This is a genomic window from Shewanella waksmanii, assembly GCF_043643685.1.
Taxonomy (GTDB): domain Bacteria; phylum Pseudomonadota; class Gammaproteobacteria; order Enterobacterales; family Shewanellaceae; genus Shewanella; species Shewanella waksmanii_A.
In genome coordinates this window covers 21,116-38,040 of sequence record NZ_JBHZSN010000015.1, presented here as the reverse complement: position 1 = coordinate 38,040, position 16,925 = coordinate 21,116, and the positions used below count along the sequence as shown (strand labels likewise).

Here is a 16,925-nt window from a genome sequence, read left to right as displayed (position 1 = left end):
TACTCTTCCATTAAGTGGGAGCTTTGCCCCCACGTACTTATCTAATTAACGAGGATTTGTGCGTTAAATCTTACACGCGCCACCGGCACAGCTATCATCTTCTTTTTCGATGCTAGTGATGTCGTCGTGTTTGTCGGATGCACCATCTCGAGTGTTATGATAATAAAGTGTTTTAACGCCGTATTTGTAGGCGAGCAACAGATCTTTTAGTAATACCTGCATTGGCACTTTTTGACCGTCAAAGCGTGTCGGGTCATAGTTAGTGTTGGCTGAAATCGCTTGGTCGACAAATTTTTGCATTAGACCAACCAGTTGAAGATAACCTTCGTTACCAGGCATTTGCCACAACAGCTCATAGCTATACTGATATTTCTCAAAATCAGGGACAACCTGCTTTAATTGCCCATCTTTACTGGCTTTTACGCTGATTAAACCACGCGGTGGCTCAATACCATTTGTCGCATTAGAGATTTGCGATGAAGTCTCTGATGGCATGAGTGCTGACAATGTTGAGTTACGCAGGCCATGCTGTTTAATCTCTTCACGCAGCGTTTCCCAGTCCAAATGCAGTGGCTCATCACAAATTTTGTCCAAATCTCGCTTATAGGTATCAATCGGCAAAATACCTTTGGCGTAATTGGTTTCGTGGAACGATGGGCAAGCACCTTGTTCTTTGGCTAAATTCATCGATGCCTTTAGCAAGTAATATTGAATTGCTTCAAACGTCTTATGGGTAATATTATTTGCTGAACCATCTGAGTAACGCACGCCTTCTTTGGCGAGGTAATTAGCAAAGTTGATAACACCTATACCTAGAGTACGACGGTTCATCGACGCCTTGTGCGCTGCCGTGATTGGGTAATCTTGGTAGTCTAATAAGCTATCAAGCGAACGCACAGCCAGATCAGCTAATGGCTCTAACTCTTCTAGGTTTTTAATCGCACCTAGGTTAAGCGCTGAAAGCGTACACAATGCAATTTCGCCATCTGGGTCATTGATGTTGTTCAATGGTTTAGTTGGCAATGCAATTTCTAGACATAGGTTAGATTGACGCACTGGCGCTACACGAGAGTCAAACGGACTGTGCGTGTTGCAGTGGTCAACATTTTGAATATAGATACGACCCGTTGATGCGCGTTCTTGCATCATTAAAGAGAACAACTCTGCCGCTTTAATTTGCTTTTTACGGATGCTTTCATCGGCTTCATACTTTAAATATAAACGTTCGAATTCCTGTTGGTCTTCAAAGAACGCATCATACATGCCAGGTACGTCAGATGGACTGAATAAGCTGATGTATTCGCCTTTAATCAAACGTTGGTACATCAATTTATTTAGCTGCACGCCATAGTCAAGATGACGAATACGGTTGTCTTCGACACCACGGTTATTTTTCAAAACCAGCAGTGATTCCACTTCTAAATGCCAAAGTGGATAAAACAGTGTTGCAGCTCCGCCACGAACGCCGCCTTGTGAGCAAGACTTAACCGCTGTTTGGAAATACTTGAAAAATGGTAGACAGCCGGTGTGGAATGCTTCTCCACCTCTGATTGGGCTACCTAAAGCTCGGATACGTCCAGCGTTGACGCCGATGCCGGCGCGCTGAGATACGTATTTCACAATCGATGAAGCCGTGGCATTAATTGAATCTAAGCTATCACCGCATTCAATTAGCACACATGAGCTAAATTGACGTGTCGGTGTACGCACACCCGCCATAATCGGAGTGGGCAGAGAAATCTTGAAGGTTGATGTTGCGTCATAGAAGTCTTTGATGTACTTCAAGCGTGTTTCTTTTGGATACTTAGCAAATAAACAGGCCGCAACTAAGATATATAAGAACTGTGCACTTTCGTAGATTTCGTGAGTAACACGATTCTGAACTAAATATTTACCTTCTAACTGTTTTACCGCGGCGTATGAGAAGTTCATATCGCGCCAATGATCGATATAACTATCTAGCGTGTCAATTTCTTCGCGGGTGTAGTCTTGAAGAATATGCGCATCATATTTCCCCATTTCCACAAGACCGACAACATGGTCATACAGCTTAGGTGGTTCAAACTGGCCAAAGGCTTTTTTACGCAAATGGAAGATAGCCAAACGTGCTGCTAGAAACTGGTAATCTGGTGATTCTGGTGAGATTAGATCCGCAGCTGCTTTAATAATGGTTTCATGGATGGCTTCGGTAGGAATGCCGTCAAAAAACTGCAGGTGAGAGCGAAGTTCTACTTCTGAAACTGAAACATTGTTTAAACCTTTGGCTGCCCAAGTGATCACTCGATGGATCTTGTCTAAATCAATGGTCTCGCGCTCGCCACTACGTTTGGTGACTTTCATATTGCTGTTCATTAAAGATAGGCCTGTTAATATCGCTTAAAAAAGGACCGTGAAATGGCCCTTTGTTTCTATATAAAAACAATCTAGCAACAGAAAAAGACGTTATGCACATCCATGTCCTTTAGTGCTTTGATTGTTACCTACACACAATATATGGTGCTTTTTATTTTGTTAGGTACAAGATAGTGAGGTTGTCGCGATAATGCAAGTGTGAAGTTAGGGGGTATCTTGTGGATAACTTGAGGATAATGTCACGGGTTAGTAACAACTAACCTTTAAAGCTTGTTTTTCTAGCGACTTAAGATTGATGGGTAAATTTTGCCCGCCTAATTATAATTGTTCGGATCGCAAGATCGTTTAGTCGATCTCTTGATCCGATTTACGCGGTTTTAGTTATTCTTAATTCACACTATCAAATTGCGTTGATTGCTGGTTTAAGCTATCAATGGCGCCGATAATTTCTTCTACTTCATTAAAGAAGAAGTGATGAGGCCAATCCAAAGCTTGGCTGTTATCTTTTATATACCCCCAACCGGCAACGCCACCAAGCATATTGGTGTTTTGAGCAGCTTCTAAATCTCGTCTCGCGTCACCTAAATAGAGAATATGTTCCGGAGCTACGTTAGTTTGCTGTGCAGCTAAAAGCATCGGCTGTGGATGCGGTTTGGAAAAGGCCGTACTGTCACCGCTGATGATGCAACTCATCTTTTCAGTTAATCCGATTTGATCCATATATGGTCGGGTGTAGCGTGCGGGCTTGTTGGTGACTAAGCCAAAAGCGATTCCTCGCTCTGTTAACTGCGTCAATAGCGAGTCAATACCAGCAAATAATCGTGCTTGATGACCATTAACGCTGGCATAATGGCTTAATAAGCTTTGACGAAGCGCTTCTAACTTTTCATCATCTAAGCCATTTGCTGCGGCTTTAACCATGGCTAGGCTACCGTCCGATGCAACATGACGCATTTTGGCAAGAGAAACCTGATCGTAACCAAAATCTGCTAGCGCTAGGTTAAGCGCAGCGACCAGATCGTCTGCCGTGTCAGCTAGCGTCCCATCCAAATCAAATAACACGGCACTGACTTTGCTGTGTTCAGGTACATTAAGTTTATTCATCTATTTTACGCGTCGCTATCATGTAATTGACATCTAAACTGTCTGTGTACTTAAAAATGTCGGTGAGAGGGTTATAAGTAATGCCAGTAGCGTCGGTACAAATAAGCTCTGCGTTATCTGCCATGGCAATTAATTCAGCAGGTTTAATATACTTATTATGATCGTGGGTGCCGACGGGTAGCATTTTTAATAGATACTCAGCACCGATGACTGTTTCTATATAGGCTCTGATATTGCGGTTGATGGTGCTAAAGAATACATATCCACCTGGTTTTACCATATCAGCGCAAGCTTGAATCACTGAGCTTGGGTTTGGCACATGTTCCAGCATTTCCATGCAGGTGACGACGTCATAGGCGTGACGATGCGTGTCGCGATGAGTTTCAGCTGTGCTTTGTATATAATTGATGGTCACTTGTGACTCTAATGCATGTAGCCTTGCAACTTCGAGTGGCTCTTCACCCATATCTAATCCATCAACATTCGCGCCAATGCGTGCCATGCTTTCTGCAAGGATGCCACCGCCACAGCCAACATCAATGACTTTCTTGCCGAACAGACCGCCAACGGTTTGGTCGATGTAATTAAGGCGAAGTGGATTGAGTTTATGCAGTGGTTTGAATTCACCGTTTAAATCCCACCAGGTTGCGGCCATTTTTTCGAATTTTGCAATCTCTTGCGGATCCACATTTAGATTATCTGCCACGAGCGTACCTTATATAAGCTAACGAGTTATGTAAGCATTATACCGATACATTGTCGGTTGCCTAGCGGCAAAAGGGGCGGAATTGTCGATATAGTAAACAGTCGCGTATAAGTTGCTAGCGTTTTGATTTGGGTCAATCTTTTAAACACTTTGCAGTTATTTCTACGGAAATTTCATTAGGGTCTAGCACCAATAAATAACTGTGTTAGAATGCCAAATCACGTTTTCAGGCTTTACTATGATTGCGTACATAAAGTAAGCAAATTCGAGTAGGCTAAATTTCAAGGGATCGAGCAGTTTATGACTGATCTGGCTTCATCTATAACACCAATTAATATTGAAGACGAATTAAAGAATTCATATTTAGATTATGCAATGAGCGTAATCGTCGGGCGTGCTCTACCTGATGTAAGAGACGGCTTGAAACCGGTTCATCGCCGCGTTTTATACGCGATGAACGAACTTAAAAACGACTGGAACAAACCGTATAAAAAGTCTGCCCGTGTTGTGGGTGACGTGATCGGTAAATATCACCCTCATGGTGATTCAGCTGTTTACGATACGATTGTTCGTCTAGCGCAACCATTTTCTATGCGCTACACACTTGTTGATGGCCAAGGTAACTTTGGTTCAGTAGATGGTGACGCGGCAGCGGCAATGCGTTATACCGAAATCCGCATGGACAAGTTAGCGCATCAACTACTTGCTGACCTAGATAAAGAAACTGTTGATTTCGTACCTAACTATGATGGTACTGAACACATTCCAGCGGTATTACCGACTAAAATCCCAGCGTTGTTGGTTAATGGCTCTTCAGGTATTGCTGTTGGTATGGCTACCAACATCCCGCCACATAACTTATCTGAAGTCATTTCTGGCTGTTTAGCCTTGATTGATGAGCCAAGCTTGTCGATCGAGCAGTTAATGGAACACATTCCAGGTCCTGATTTCCCAACGGCAGCGATTGTTAACGGTCGCAAGGGCATCGAGGATGCTTATCGCACTGGTCGCGGTAAAGCCGTGATGCGAGCGCGTGCAGAAGTTGAAATTGAAGAGAACGGCCGTGAACGTATTATTGTTACGGAAATTCCTTATCAAGTTAACAAAGCACGTTTGATTGAAAAAATCGCAGAGCTTGTTAAAGATAAAAAAATCGAAGGAATTAGTGGCCTACGTGATGAGTCTGATAAAGACGGCATGCGTATCGTTATTGAAGTTAAGCGTGGCGAAGTTGGCGAAGTTGTTCTGAATAACTTGTACGCACAGACTCAACTACAAACCTCTTTTGGTATCAATATGGTAGCCCTGACCAATGGTCAGCCTAAGCTATTTAATCTTAAAGAGATGCTTGAGTGCTTTATCCTTCATCGCCGTGAAGTTGTTACTCGCCGCACTGTATTTGAGTTACGTAAAGCCCGCGACAGAGCCCATATTCTTGAAGCATTGGCGATTGCCTTAGCTAATATCGATCCAATCATTGAGCTTATTAAAGCGTCACCAACTCCGGCTGAAGCAAAAGTTAAGCTTGTTGCCCAAGGTTGGCAGCTTGGTAATGTACAAGGCATGCTTGAAAAAGCAGGCGATGATGCAGCGCGCCCTGAGTGGTTAGAACCAGAGTATGGTATTCGTGATGGTAACTACTTCCTTACTGAGCAACAAGCACAAGCTATCCTGGACCTTCGTTTACATAAACTAACTGGTCTAGAGCATGAAAAAATTCTTAGTGAGTACGAAGAGTTGCTTGAGTTTATCGCTGGTTTGCTATTTATTCTTCGTAGCCCTGAGCGCTTAATGGAAGTGATCAAAGAAGAGCTGCAAGAAGTACTGGAGAACTTCGGTGACGAGCGACGTACTGAGTTAAATGCCTCTGCCGTTGATATTAGTTTAGAAGACTTGATCAATGAAGAAGATGTTGTCGTAACCCTATCTCACTTAGGTTATGCCAAGTATCAACCACTGACTGATTATCAAGCGCAGAGACGTGGTGGTAAAGGTAAGGCCGCAACCAAAGTAAAAGATGAAGATTTTGTTGAGAAGCTACTTGTGGCGAATACTCACGACACCATCTTGTGTTTCTCAGACTTTGGTAAGATGTATTGGTTGAAGGTATACCAATTGCCATTGGCAAGTCGCCAAGCTAGAGGTAGACCAATCATTAACTTATTGCCGCTGGCTGATGGTGAGCGTATTACAGCAATTCTACCGGTTCGTGAATATGCTGATGATAAATATATCATTATGGCGACTGCACACGGTACGGTGAAGAAAACAGCGCTTACTGCATATAGCAATCCACGTGCTAACGGTATCATTGCCGTTAACCTAAAAGACGGTGATCAGTTAATTGGTGTTGATATCACCGACGGCAGTAACGACATCATGTTGTTCTCTAACGAAGGTAAAGTGGTTCGCTTTAACGAAAAAGCCCGTGATGCTGAAACCGGTCAAGTGAAGATTGATCCTGAAACCGGCGAAGAGGTGATTGCACTACGAGCTATGGGCCGTACTGCAACCGGTGTTCGAGGCATTAAGCTAGAAGAAGGCCAAGAGGTTGTGTCGCTGATTGTACCTAAAGAAAATGGTGCAATTCTAACCGTTACTGAAAATGGTTACGGTAAGCGTACTGAGCTGTCTGAATACCCAGCTAAGAGCCGTGGCACTAAAGGTGTGGTTTCAATTAAAGTTAGCGAACGTAACGGTGCAGTTGTTGGCGCGGTGCAAGTTGGTGTTAACGATGAGATCATGCTTATCAGTGATAAAGGTACTTTAGTTCGTACACCTGTTGAAGGCGTATCAATTATTGGTCGTAACACTCAAGGTGTGACAATCATCCGCACCGCAGAAGATGAGCAAGTAGTTGGTCTGCAGCGAATTGAAGAAATTCAGGAGCAAGTTGAATTAGATGAAGAGGGTAATCCTATCATCGTAGCGACTGAAGATAGCGAAAATGCTCAAGCAGAAACTGAAGCAAAGCCAGATACTGATGAACAGACTGAAGGCTAATTTTTAGTTTGATAAACGAGCGTCCAATTGGGCGCTCGTTTTGTTTTAACCCAATAAAATAAAAATAGTTACACACCACAAGCAATATATTATACCAATCGGCATAAGAAAGTGATCTCCTCAGAGCTATTTTTGGCAAACGAGTTAGAGACGAATAACTTAAGTAATAGTGGTTCTATTGGGAAGTTATTCAACGAAGAAGTAGGCAGCCAAAAAAGCGCCCAAAGGGCGAGTTTTAGCACTTCTGATACTGTATAAACGAACTTGAACGTAGCGTAACTATGTTCTTCATTCGTTGCCTTGTCTCAGAAGTGACAAACTCTCGCTGAGCGATCACATCTTTATGCCAATTGGTATTAAATCACAGTTTTTTTGAAGGAGAGCTAAGTGAGCGTGACATATAATTTCTGTGCGGGACCTGCAATGTTACCGACTGAGGTGATGGAAAAGGCACAAAAGGAGTTATTAAACTGGAATGGCTTAGGTGTGTCAGTCATGGAAGTCAGTCATCGCAGTAAAGAGTTTATTGCATTAACTGAGCAGGCAGAAGCTGATTTACGTCAGCTAATGAATATTCCATCAAATTACCATGTGTTGTTTATGCATGGTGGTGGTCGCGGCCAGTTTTCAGCCGTTGTGAATAATTTTTTAGGTAATGATGGTAGAGCTTTATATCTTGTCGATGGTAGTTGGTCATCAGCTGCTGTTGAAGAAGCGAGAAAACTGGCGGGTGAAAACTGCATTGATGTTGTCGAAATAGTGAATAAAGACAATGAGCTAGTGACAGTAGAACTACCCGATTTTAATGCGATTAACACTGATTATCGATATGTTCATTACTGTCCAAATGAGACCGTTGATGGTATCGAAATATTTGATAGCATAGATTGTCCTTGGCCTGTTATCGCTGATATGTCGTCAAATATCATGTCGCAAGAAATAGATGTCAGTCGCTTTGGATTGATCTATGCTGGCGCCCAGAAAAACATTGGTCCCTCTGGATTAAGCATCGTTATCGTGCGTGATGATATGCTGCAATTACCCAGCTTACCGCAGTCGTCCATTATGGATTATCGTTTAGCAGTTAAACACGGCTCTATGTACAACACGCCTCCGACTTTTGCCTGGTATCTAGCTGCAGAAGTGTTTGCATGGTTGAAGCAACAAGGTGGTGTTAAACAAATTGCCGCACAAAACGAAATAAAAGCCGAAAAACTCTACCAGTACATAGATAGTAGTGAATTTTATTTGACCAAGGTTAGCGCGAAGTATCGTTCGAAAATGAATGTCACTTTCTACTTAGCCGATGAGAGCCTTAATGACCGTTTTCTAGCAGAAGCTAAGGCCAATAATTTGGTTGCTCTTAAAGGGCATCGTAGTGTCGGCGGAATGAGAGCAAGTATTTATAATGCGATGCCACTGAGTGGAGTTGAAGCGTTAATTCAATTTATGCAGCAATTTGAAGCACAAAATAGTTAGTTTTTCTACCTGCTGCTAAATATCTGCTTTCATAAAAAAGGGTCTAATGTTAGACCCTTTTTTTACTTGAACCTTAGCAATTGGATTATAAAATATCAGCTATCGATTTTGCTAAGTACTCAACGTTGCCTTCGCCAATACCTGCAATAGAAATACGACTTGAGTCCACCATATAAACGCTGTGTTTAGTTTGTATTTCAGCAACTTGATCCGGTGTTATCCCTAAGAAAGAAAACATGCCTTTTTGGTTAGAAATGAAGCTGAAATCTCTTTTTACTCCAAGTGCTTTCAATTGATCGACTAGCATCTGTCTGTTGCCATTAATACGGTTGCGCATAACAGCTAATTCATCCAGCCACTGCTGTTTTAGCTCTTGAGAAGCTAAAATGGTCTCAACGATGGCTGCACCATGCGCCGGTGGCATGGAGTAGATGCAACGAACAACATAAAGTAACACTGAAAAAGCGATATCGGCAGCATTAGCATCTTTACCGACGATGCTGCATGCGCCAATGCGCTCGCGATATAAACCGAAGTTTTTAGAGCAAGAGCTACATAAAATTAAATTACTTACAGTGTCAGCAACTTTTCGAACGCCGTATGCATCGGCATCAACACCGTCGCCAAAGCCTTGGTAAGCCATGTCGATAAGTGGGGTAAACCCTTTATCTTTTGCTAAAACCGCAATTTGATCCCACTGAGCTTGGGTAAGATCCATGCCACTTGGGTTATGGCAGCAAGCATGAAGTAGCACAACATCATCACTCGATACTTGCTCTAGGCAAGCTAGCATTTCTTCAAATTTTAGTGTTTTGTTTTCATGATCATAGTAGGGATAAGTTTTTACAGTGATCCCCGCAGCTTCAAATAACCCAGTGTGGTTTGCCCAAGTTGGATCGCTTACCCATATAACGGCATTTGGATTAACACGCTTGATGAAGTCTGCAGCTACACGTAACGCGCCTGTTCCGCCAGGTGTTGATACAGTTCTTACTCTATTTTGCTCGATCACTTGATGAGTAATACCGAAACAAAGCTCACTTATTAGGCTGTTGAAATCCGCAGAGCCTGTAGGCCCAATGTAAACTTTTGTTTCCTCGGTATCGATTCGGTGCTGTTCAGCGGCTTTAACACAAGCAAGAATAGGGGTGTTTCCAGCCTCATCTTTGTATACACCCACACCCAAATCTATTTTTTGAGGGTGGCTATCTTGACGGTATTGAGTCATCAATCCCAAGATGGGATCGGCTGGCATAGGCGAGAGAGAGTCAAACTTCATGGGTCCTACCTTAATCTGTTTAGAGGATCGGCTGCGCCGTTGTTGTTATTAGGCTAAGCATAAACGAATTAGCTATTGGGAAAACAGTTTGTTTTGAAGTTATCTGAATTATTAGAATGGCAATTTAACCTGCCAGTTTTCCATATCTCACAAAAATGCGCTGAAAATCGCCATTTCTATTGAGAAAAAAGCAACTTTGAAATAAAAACACACTAATCCATGTCGAAATTGTAAAAAATGGTTGAATCCTACGCCTTAATCAGTAATTTAATAACCACGAGGTTCAAAGCCATTAAAGTATGTTTTGAACAGCCCACCATTTTGTCGTGATGGTAAATCTAAAACCGCGAGGCAGACTCGCCAACAGTTAAAGAAGTGATCAATGAAACAATTACGACTAGAACCTATTCAGCAAGTTCAGGGCACCATTAATATTCCAGGATCTAAAAGTATCTCTAACAGAGCACTTTTATTAGCTACATTAGCGTCAGGTAAAACTAAACTGACCAATCTACTGGATTCTGACGATATACGTTATATGTTAGCTTCGCTTAAGCAATTAGGCGTTAAATTTACGCTTTCTGAAAACAACACCGTATGTGAGCTTGAAGGGTTAGGGCGGCCGCTAACTACATCCGAAGCGCAAACGCTATTTTTGGGCAATGCGGGTACCGCAATGCGTCCCTTATGTGCTGCATTGGCGCTTGGTGAAGGGCAATTTACTTTAACCGGTGAACCTCGTATGGAAGAGCGTCCTATTGGCGATCTTGTTGATGCCCTACGAACACTAGGGGCGGACGTTACCTACCTTAAAAATGATGGTTTTCCACCGTTAACAATCAATGCAACAGGACTTAATGGTGGCACTGTTGAAATAGCCGGTGATCTTTCAAGCCAGTTTTTAACTGCGCTGTTAATGGTCACGCCACTGGCTAAAGACAGTGTGACGATTCACATTAAAGGTGAACTCGTTTCTAAGCCTTACATTGATATTACCATAGCGTTAATGGCTCAGTTTGGGGTTAAGGTGATCAATCATGACTATAAACAGTTTGAGATTGTAAGTGGTCAAAAATATCAGTCACCTGGTACGGTACTTGTGGAAGGTGATGCTTCATCTGCATCTTATTTTCTCGCTGCTGGTGCGATTAAAGGTGGTGAAGTTAAGGTTACTGGTGTCGGTCTTAAAAGTATCCAGGGCGATGTGAAATTTGCCGATGTATTAGAAAAGATGGGTGCTGAAATCATCTGGGGTGATGATTATATCATTGCTAAAGGTGGCGTTCTTAATGCCATTGATTTAGATATGAATCATATTCCAGATGCGGCAATGACCATAGCCACTGCGGCATTGTTTGCCAAGGGCACAACGCGTATGACCAATATCTATAATTGGCGTATTAAAGAAACAGACCGTTTAGCGGCAATGGCAACGGAATTGAGAAAAGTCGGTGCGATAGTTGATGAAGGGCATGACTATATCACCATTACGCCGCCAGCTGAGCTAAATACGGCTGAGATCGACACTTATAATGACCATCGTATGGCAATGTGTTTCTCTATGTTAGCGTTTGCCCAATGTGGCATTACAATTAACGATCCAGATTGTACTTCCAAGACCTTCCCAGATTATTTTAATCAGTTTGCTAGTTTGGCAAAATAATCTGTTATTTTAATCAGTGGCGGCAGCACAATGCTGGCGCCACTTCCTGTCTATTTGCTGAATCAAATTCATTTTAACCGCAACTTTTTACCGCTTTATGTTGCCGATTGGTGTATAATGCGCGCGCTCATTTTTTGGATTAACTAAAAATCTTTTAGGGATGATGGATTTTATTTTGGAGAATCATATGTCACAGCGGGCTCCTATTGTCACGATCGACGGCCCTAGTGGTGCTGGAAAAGGTACCATAAGTCAGCTATTAGCCGACCGTTTAGGATGGAAGCTTCTTGATAGTGGTGCAATCTATCGTGTTTTGGCGTTAGCCGCTTTGCATCACAATGTGAGCGTTGAAGATGAAGAATCATTAGCATTACTTGCCGCTCACCTCGATGTGCAATTTATTACCAGTAAAGATAATGGCATCAAGGTAGTGCTCGAAGGAGAAGATGTCTCCAAGGCTATTCGTAGCCAAGAGTGCTCAAATGCAGCGTCGCAAGTTGCCGCTTTCCCCCGTGTTAGAGAAGCATTATTACGTCGGCAGCGTGCGTTTAATGAAGCGCCTGGTCTTATCGCAGATGGTCGAGATATGGGGACGGTGGTTTTTCCAACTACGCCAGCAAAATTATATTTAACGGCCTCAGCTGAAGAAAGGGCCCAAAGACGCTATAATCAGTTGCAGGACAAGGGCTTCGATGTTAATATCGACCGTCTTTTGGCTGAGATCAAAGAGCGTGATGACCGCGATATGAATCGTCCGGTTGCTCCATTGGTTCCAGCAGATGATGCGTTAGTGATCGACACCACGGGTGTGAGTATCGACGAAGTGCTAACGCAATGTCTAAACCATATTGAAGATAAATTAACAGACCTTGCATAATTTGCAGGGTCTTTAAGCCATTCGCAACACGGAAGATGCGAATAACTATACTGACTCCACGTCTAGGAAAGACTGTGGTTTATTACTTAAAGTAAATTAAACATGACTGAATCTTTTGCTGATCTATTTGAACAATCCCTTCAACAACTTGAGTTCCGCCCAGGTTCTATCGTTCGCGGCGTAGTTGTACGCATCGAAAACGGTACTGTACTTGTTGACGCTGGTCTTAAGTCTGAAAGCCCAATCCCAGCTGACCAATTCAAAAACGCACAAGGCGTTCTTGAAATCGCTGTTGGCGACGAAGTTGACGTTGCGCTTGACTCTGTTGAAGATGGTTTCGGTGAGACTCAACTTTCTCGTGAGAAAGCTAAGCGTCACGAAGCTTGGATCGTTCTAGAAAAAGCGTACGAAGATGCTGAAACTGTAATCGGTATCATCAATGGTAAGGTTAAAGGCGGTTTCACTGTTGAATTAAACGGTATCCGTGCGTTCCTACCAGGTTCTCTAGTTGACGTTCGCCCAGTTCGCGACACTGCTCACCTAGAAAACAAAGAACTAGAATTCAAGGTTATCAAGCTAGACCAGAAGCGTAACAACGTTGTTGTTTCTCGTCGTGCTGTTATCGAATCTGAAAGCAGTGCAGAGCGTGATGCGCTACTTGAAAACCTACAAGAAGGTCAATCAGTTAAAGGTATCGTTAAGAACCTTACTGACTACGGTGCATTCGTTGACCTTGGTGGTGTTGACGGTCTTCTACATATCACTGATATGGCTTGGAAGCGTGTTAAGCACCCATCTGAAATCGTTAATGTTGGTGACGAAATCAACGTTAAAGTACTTAAGTATGACCGTGAGCGTACTCGTGTATCACTAGGTCTTAAGCAACTTGGCGAAGATCCATGGTTAGAAATCAGCAAGCGCTACCCAGAAAACACTAAGTTAACTGGTCGCGTAACTAACCTAACTGACTACGGTTGTTTCGTTGAAATTGAAGAAGGCGTTGAAGGTCTTGTTCACGTTTCTGAAATGGATTGGACTAACAAGAACATCCACCCATCTAAGGTTGTTAACCTAGGTGACGAAGTAGAAGTTCTTGTACTAGACATCGACGAAGAACGTCGTCGTATTTCTCTAGGTCTTAAGCAATGTAAAGTTAACCCATGGGATGACTTCGCAGAGCGCTTCCAAAAAGGTGACAAAGTTTCTGGTAAGATCAAGTCTATCACTGACTTCGGTATCTTCATCGGTCTTGACGGCGGCATCGACGGTCTAGTTCACCTTTCAGACATTTCTTGGAATGGCACTGGCGAAGAAGCTGTTGCTGAGTACAAGAAAGGCGACGAAATCTCTGCAGTAGTACTTTCAGTTGACCCTGAGCGTGAGCGTATCAGCCTAGGTGTTAAGCAAACTGAAGACGATCCTTTCAATGCATACCTTGCAGATAAGAAGAAAGGTGCTATCGTAAACGGTACTGTTACTGCAGTTGACGCGAAAGGTGTTACTATTGAGCTAGCAGAAACCGTAGAAGGTTATCTACGTGTTGCTGATATCTCACGTGAGCGCATCGAAGACGCTTCTACTGTATACTCAGTAGGTGACGCTGTTGAATCTAAGTTCATGGGCGTTGATCGCAAGAACCGTACTATCAGCCTATCTATCCGTGCGAAAGATGAAGCTGATGAGAAGGAAGCGATGGCTAACTTGAACAAGCAAGATGACGTTGCTATGAGCAACGCCATGGCTGAAGCGTTCAAAGCAGCTCGTAAGTAAATCGCCTGAAGTTCGGGGGTGCTTGCACCCCTGTTAGGTGACTGTGTTTGGCTTGATAATAGAGGGTATAGGATGACAAAATCCGAACTGATCGAAAAACTTGCCACTAGGCAGTCGCAGCTGTCGGCAAAAGAAGTAGAAAGTGCAATTAAAGAGATGTTAGAGCAAATGGCTCAAACTTTAGAAGGCGGTGACCGTATCGAGATCCGCGGCTTTGGTAGCTTTTCTCTTCATTATCGTGCTCCGCGTACTGGTCGTAATCCTAAAACTGGCACATCAGTTGAGTTGGATGGCAAGTATGTACCGCACTTTAAGCCTGGCAAGGAACTGCGCGAACGCGTTGATCTCGTCAACTCGTAATTGAGTTTGTTTTAAAAGCCTCCAATTGGAGGCTTTTTTGTGCCTATCTTTTAGGTAACGCTGGCTAGTTAGGTGAATTTCTTAGATAATTGGTAGCTATGACCGAGTAAATGGAGAACAAGGTGAAGTCTTTTATTGTAACCATATTCGTCGCACTGTTTTTTGTATTGGCTCTGATATTTGGAGCGCGCAATGAGCAAGTTGTTACCATTAGCTACTTCGTTGCCCAAGGCGAGTATCGTCTGCCCGTTGTTCTTGCGATTGTTTTCCTTGCTGGTTTTCTTGTCAGTTGGTTGTTTGCCATTTATCACCTTACTAAAATGCGCCTGACCGTCCGTGCGTTAAAGAAAGAAAATCTACTTTTGCAAGGTAAGGTAGAGAATGAACCAGCACCACTAGCCGTTACCAAGGATGCTAACGCTTAATGTTAGAAATTCTATTTTTGCTTTTACCAATAGCAGCTGGTTACGGTTGGTATATGGGGCGGCGTAGTGTTCGCCATAAGCAAAAAAGTCAACGTAAGCAGATGAGTCGTGATTATTTCACGGGCTTAAACTTTTTGCTTTCTAATGAATCAGATAAAGCCGTCGATCTATTTATTTCTATGTTAGATGTCGATGACGACACCATAGATACCCATTTATCATTAGGCTCACTGTTTCGCAAACGCGGTGAAGTTGACCGCTCTATTCGTATTCATCAAAACCTTATAGCAAGACCTAGTCTCACCACAGAACAACGCGATATTGCGATGATGGAACTCGGTAAAGATTATTTAGCAGCAGGCTTTTACGATCGCGCAGAAGAAATATTTATAAACTTAGTTGAACAAGAAGATCATAGTGAAGAAGCTGAAGACCAACTGATCGCCATCTATCAAGTGACTAAAGAGTGGCAAAAAGCGCTGGGCATTATAAAAAAGCTCAAACGTAAACGCCAGCAAGCCCTAAAGCAACTCAGTGCCCATTTGTGTTGTGAGTTAGCAGCGGAACAAACAGATAAGTCACAAGCGCTATCGACATACCAACGAGCTTTAAAATACGACAATCTTTGTTGCCGAGCACTTATCGCTGCGGCCCAAGTTTATGTCGATATCGAAGAGTTTCAAAAAGCAAAAGAGTGCCTGCAACGTATCATCGATGCTGATATTGCATTTTTCCCTGAAGCATTAACGATTGCCAAACAAACTTACCAATCTACTCAAGATATGCAGGGCTACGAAGAGTTGTTGCGCCAGGCGTTGTCGCAAGGGGGAGGCGCCAGTGTTGCGATAACTTTGGCACAACACTTAATTGAGCAGGGCGATTGCAAAGAAGCCGAGCAGTTGGTTTTAGATGGCTTATACCGTCACCCAACAATGAAGAGTTTTCAGCATTTAATGAAAATGCATTTACAACAAGCTGAAGATGGCCAGGCAAAAGAGAGCTTGACCATGTTAGAGAAGCTGGTTGACCAACAAATTAAATTCCGCCCAGGTTATCGCTGTATAGAGTGTGGGTTTCCATCACACCGACTTTATTGGCATTGTCCCTCTTGTAAAAATTGGGGCAGTATCAAGCGTCTGCGCGGACTTGATGGCGAGTAGATGTTGAGCAAAGCAAACTGGAGAATAAAATGAGTCAAAAACCTATCATTGTCGCTTTAGACTACGACAACAAAAACGCTGCTTTGCAATTAATCGATCAGTTGGACCCCAACATGTGTCGTCTCAAAGTCGGCAAAGAGATGTTTACGCTTTTTGGACCGCAACTTGTTAAGGACATTCACGAGCGTGGTTTTGATCTTTTCTTAGATTTAAAGTTTCATGATATCCCTAACACTGTTGCTAAGGCTGTTACCGCGGCAGCAGAACTTGGTGTATGGATGACCAATGTCCACGCAAGCGGTGGGCTTGCGATGATGGAAGCAGCTAATAAAGCGTTAGCGCCCTATGGCAAAGATGCGCCTATGCTAATTGCCGTGACGGTATTAACCTCCATGAGTGACGCCGATCTGGCGCTGTTAGGTATTAATGTGCCAGCCGCAGAGCATGTCAAACGATTGGCCAGTTTAACACAACAAGCAGGGCTAAATGGTATTGTCTGCTCAGCCCAAGAAGCTACGATGTTAAAGCAGCAATTTGGCGCGGAATTTAAATTAATTACCCCTGGCATCCGCCCAGTAGGCGCTGATCAAGGCGATCAACACCGTGTAATGACACCAGCAAAAGCGTTGGCTGCAGGTTCTGACTATTTGGTCATTGGCCGCCCAATCACAAAAGCAGTTAATCCGCTAGCGGCATTAACAGAGATACATGAGTCAATAAAATAAGTTGACTATTTTAACAAAGCTT

The 16,925-nt window shown here is 43.1% G+C and carries 13 protein-coding genes; 9 read left to right on the top strand and 4 right to left on the bottom strand.

What is annotated here, in order from left to right; all coding sequences use genetic code 11:
• Nucleotides 1–63: 63 nt before the first annotated feature.
• From nrdA to ubiG, 3 genes are all read right to left on the bottom strand, one after another.
• Complete coding sequence (gene nrdA / locus ACHUFW_RS18975; protein ID WP_394205306.1) at nucleotides 64–2,352, bottom strand: class 1a ribonucleoside-diphosphate reductase subunit alpha; 2,289 nt, start codon at nucleotides 2,350–2,352, stop codon at nucleotides 64–66.
• A 387-nt stretch (nucleotides 2,353–2,739) separates the two neighbouring features.
• Nucleotides 2,740–3,456 carry an HAD family hydrolase gene (locus ACHUFW_RS18970; RefSeq protein WP_394205304.1) on the bottom strand — a complete coding sequence of 239 codons (717 nt, stop codon included), beginning with the start codon at nucleotides 3,454–3,456 and terminating at the stop codon, nucleotides 2,740–2,742.
• Nucleotides 3,449–4,162 carry a bifunctional 2-polyprenyl-6-hydroxyphenol methylase/3-demethylubiquinol 3-O-methyltransferase UbiG gene (gene ubiG / locus ACHUFW_RS18965; protein WP_394205302.1) on the bottom strand — a complete coding sequence of 238 codons (714 nt, stop codon included), beginning with the start codon at nucleotides 4,160–4,162 and terminating at the stop codon, nucleotides 3,449–3,451. The genes ACHUFW_RS18970 and ubiG overlap by 8 nt, the downstream gene beginning before the upstream one ends.
• A 300-nt stretch (nucleotides 4,163–4,462) precedes the next feature.
• Between ubiG and gyrA the strand changes: the two genes are divergently transcribed.
• Together gyrA and serC are read left to right on the top strand one after the other, a co-directional pair.
• Nucleotides 4,463–7,165 carry a DNA gyrase subunit A gene (gene gyrA / locus ACHUFW_RS18960; protein ID WP_394205300.1) on the top strand — a complete coding sequence of 901 codons (2,703 nt, stop codon included), beginning with the start codon at nucleotides 4,463–4,465 and terminating at the stop codon, nucleotides 7,163–7,165.
• A 387-nt stretch (nucleotides 7,166–7,552) separates the two neighbouring features.
• Nucleotides 7,553–8,644, top strand: a complete 1,092-nt coding sequence (gene serC / locus ACHUFW_RS18955; RefSeq protein WP_394205298.1) for a 3-phosphoserine/phosphohydroxythreonine transaminase — start codon at nucleotides 7,553–7,555, stop codon at nucleotides 8,642–8,644.
• Nucleotides 8,645–8,729: 85 nt separating this feature from the next.
• Here serC and ACHUFW_RS18950 read toward each other — a convergent pair whose 3' ends face one another.
• The gene (locus tag ACHUFW_RS18950; protein ID WP_394205296.1) at nucleotides 8,730–9,923 is read right to left on the bottom strand and encodes an amino acid aminotransferase; all 1,194 of its coding nucleotides are present in this window, start codon (nucleotides 9,921–9,923) and stop codon (nucleotides 8,730–8,732) included.
• 382 nt (nucleotides 9,924–10,305) lie between these two features.
• Here ACHUFW_RS18950 and aroA point away from each other — a divergent pair, with 382 nt between their 5' ends.
• The 7 genes from aroA to pyrF all read left to right on the top strand — a co-directional run bounded on the left by aroA (nucleotide 10,306) and on the right by pyrF (nucleotide 16,903).
• Complete coding sequence (gene aroA, locus ACHUFW_RS18945; RefSeq protein ID WP_394205294.1) at nucleotides 10,306–11,586, top strand: 3-phosphoshikimate 1-carboxyvinyltransferase; 1,281 nt, start codon at nucleotides 10,306–10,308, stop codon at nucleotides 11,584–11,586.
• A gap of 187 nt (nucleotides 11,587–11,773) precedes the next feature.
• The gene (cmk, locus tag ACHUFW_RS18940; protein ID WP_394205292.1) at nucleotides 11,774–12,463 is read left to right on the top strand and encodes a (d)CMP kinase; all 690 of its coding nucleotides are present in this window, start codon (nucleotides 11,774–11,776) and stop codon (nucleotides 12,461–12,463) included.
• A 102-nt stretch (nucleotides 12,464–12,565) separates the two neighbouring features.
• Nucleotides 12,566–14,233 carry a 30S ribosomal protein S1 gene (gene rpsA, locus ACHUFW_RS18935; protein WP_394205291.1) on the top strand — a complete coding sequence of 556 codons (1,668 nt, stop codon included), beginning with the start codon at nucleotides 12,566–12,568 and terminating at the stop codon, nucleotides 14,231–14,233.
• 72 nt (nucleotides 14,234–14,305) lie between these two features.
• On the top strand, nucleotides 14,306–14,593 hold the full coding sequence (gene ihfB / locus ACHUFW_RS18930) for an integration host factor subunit beta (RefSeq protein ID WP_028772202.1): 288 nt from the start codon (nucleotides 14,306–14,308) through the stop codon (nucleotides 14,591–14,593).
• Nucleotides 14,594–14,715: 122 nt separating this feature from the next.
• Nucleotides 14,716–15,018, top strand: coding sequence for a LapA family protein (locus ACHUFW_RS18925; RefSeq protein WP_394205290.1), 303 nt, complete (start codon nucleotides 14,716–14,718; stop codon nucleotides 15,016–15,018).
• Nucleotides 15,018–16,178 (top strand): lipopolysaccharide assembly protein LapB, encoded by a 1,161-nt coding sequence (lapB, locus tag ACHUFW_RS18920; RefSeq protein WP_394205288.1) that lies wholly within the window; start codon nucleotides 15,018–15,020, stop codon nucleotides 16,176–16,178. The genes ACHUFW_RS18925 and lapB overlap by 1 nt, the downstream gene beginning before the upstream one ends.
• 29 nt (nucleotides 16,179–16,207) lie before the next feature.
• Nucleotides 16,208–16,903 (top strand): orotidine-5'-phosphate decarboxylase, encoded by a 696-nt coding sequence (pyrF, locus tag ACHUFW_RS18915; RefSeq protein ID WP_394205286.1) that lies wholly within the window; start codon nucleotides 16,208–16,210, stop codon nucleotides 16,901–16,903.
• Nucleotides 16,904–16,925: the final 22 nt, after the last annotated feature.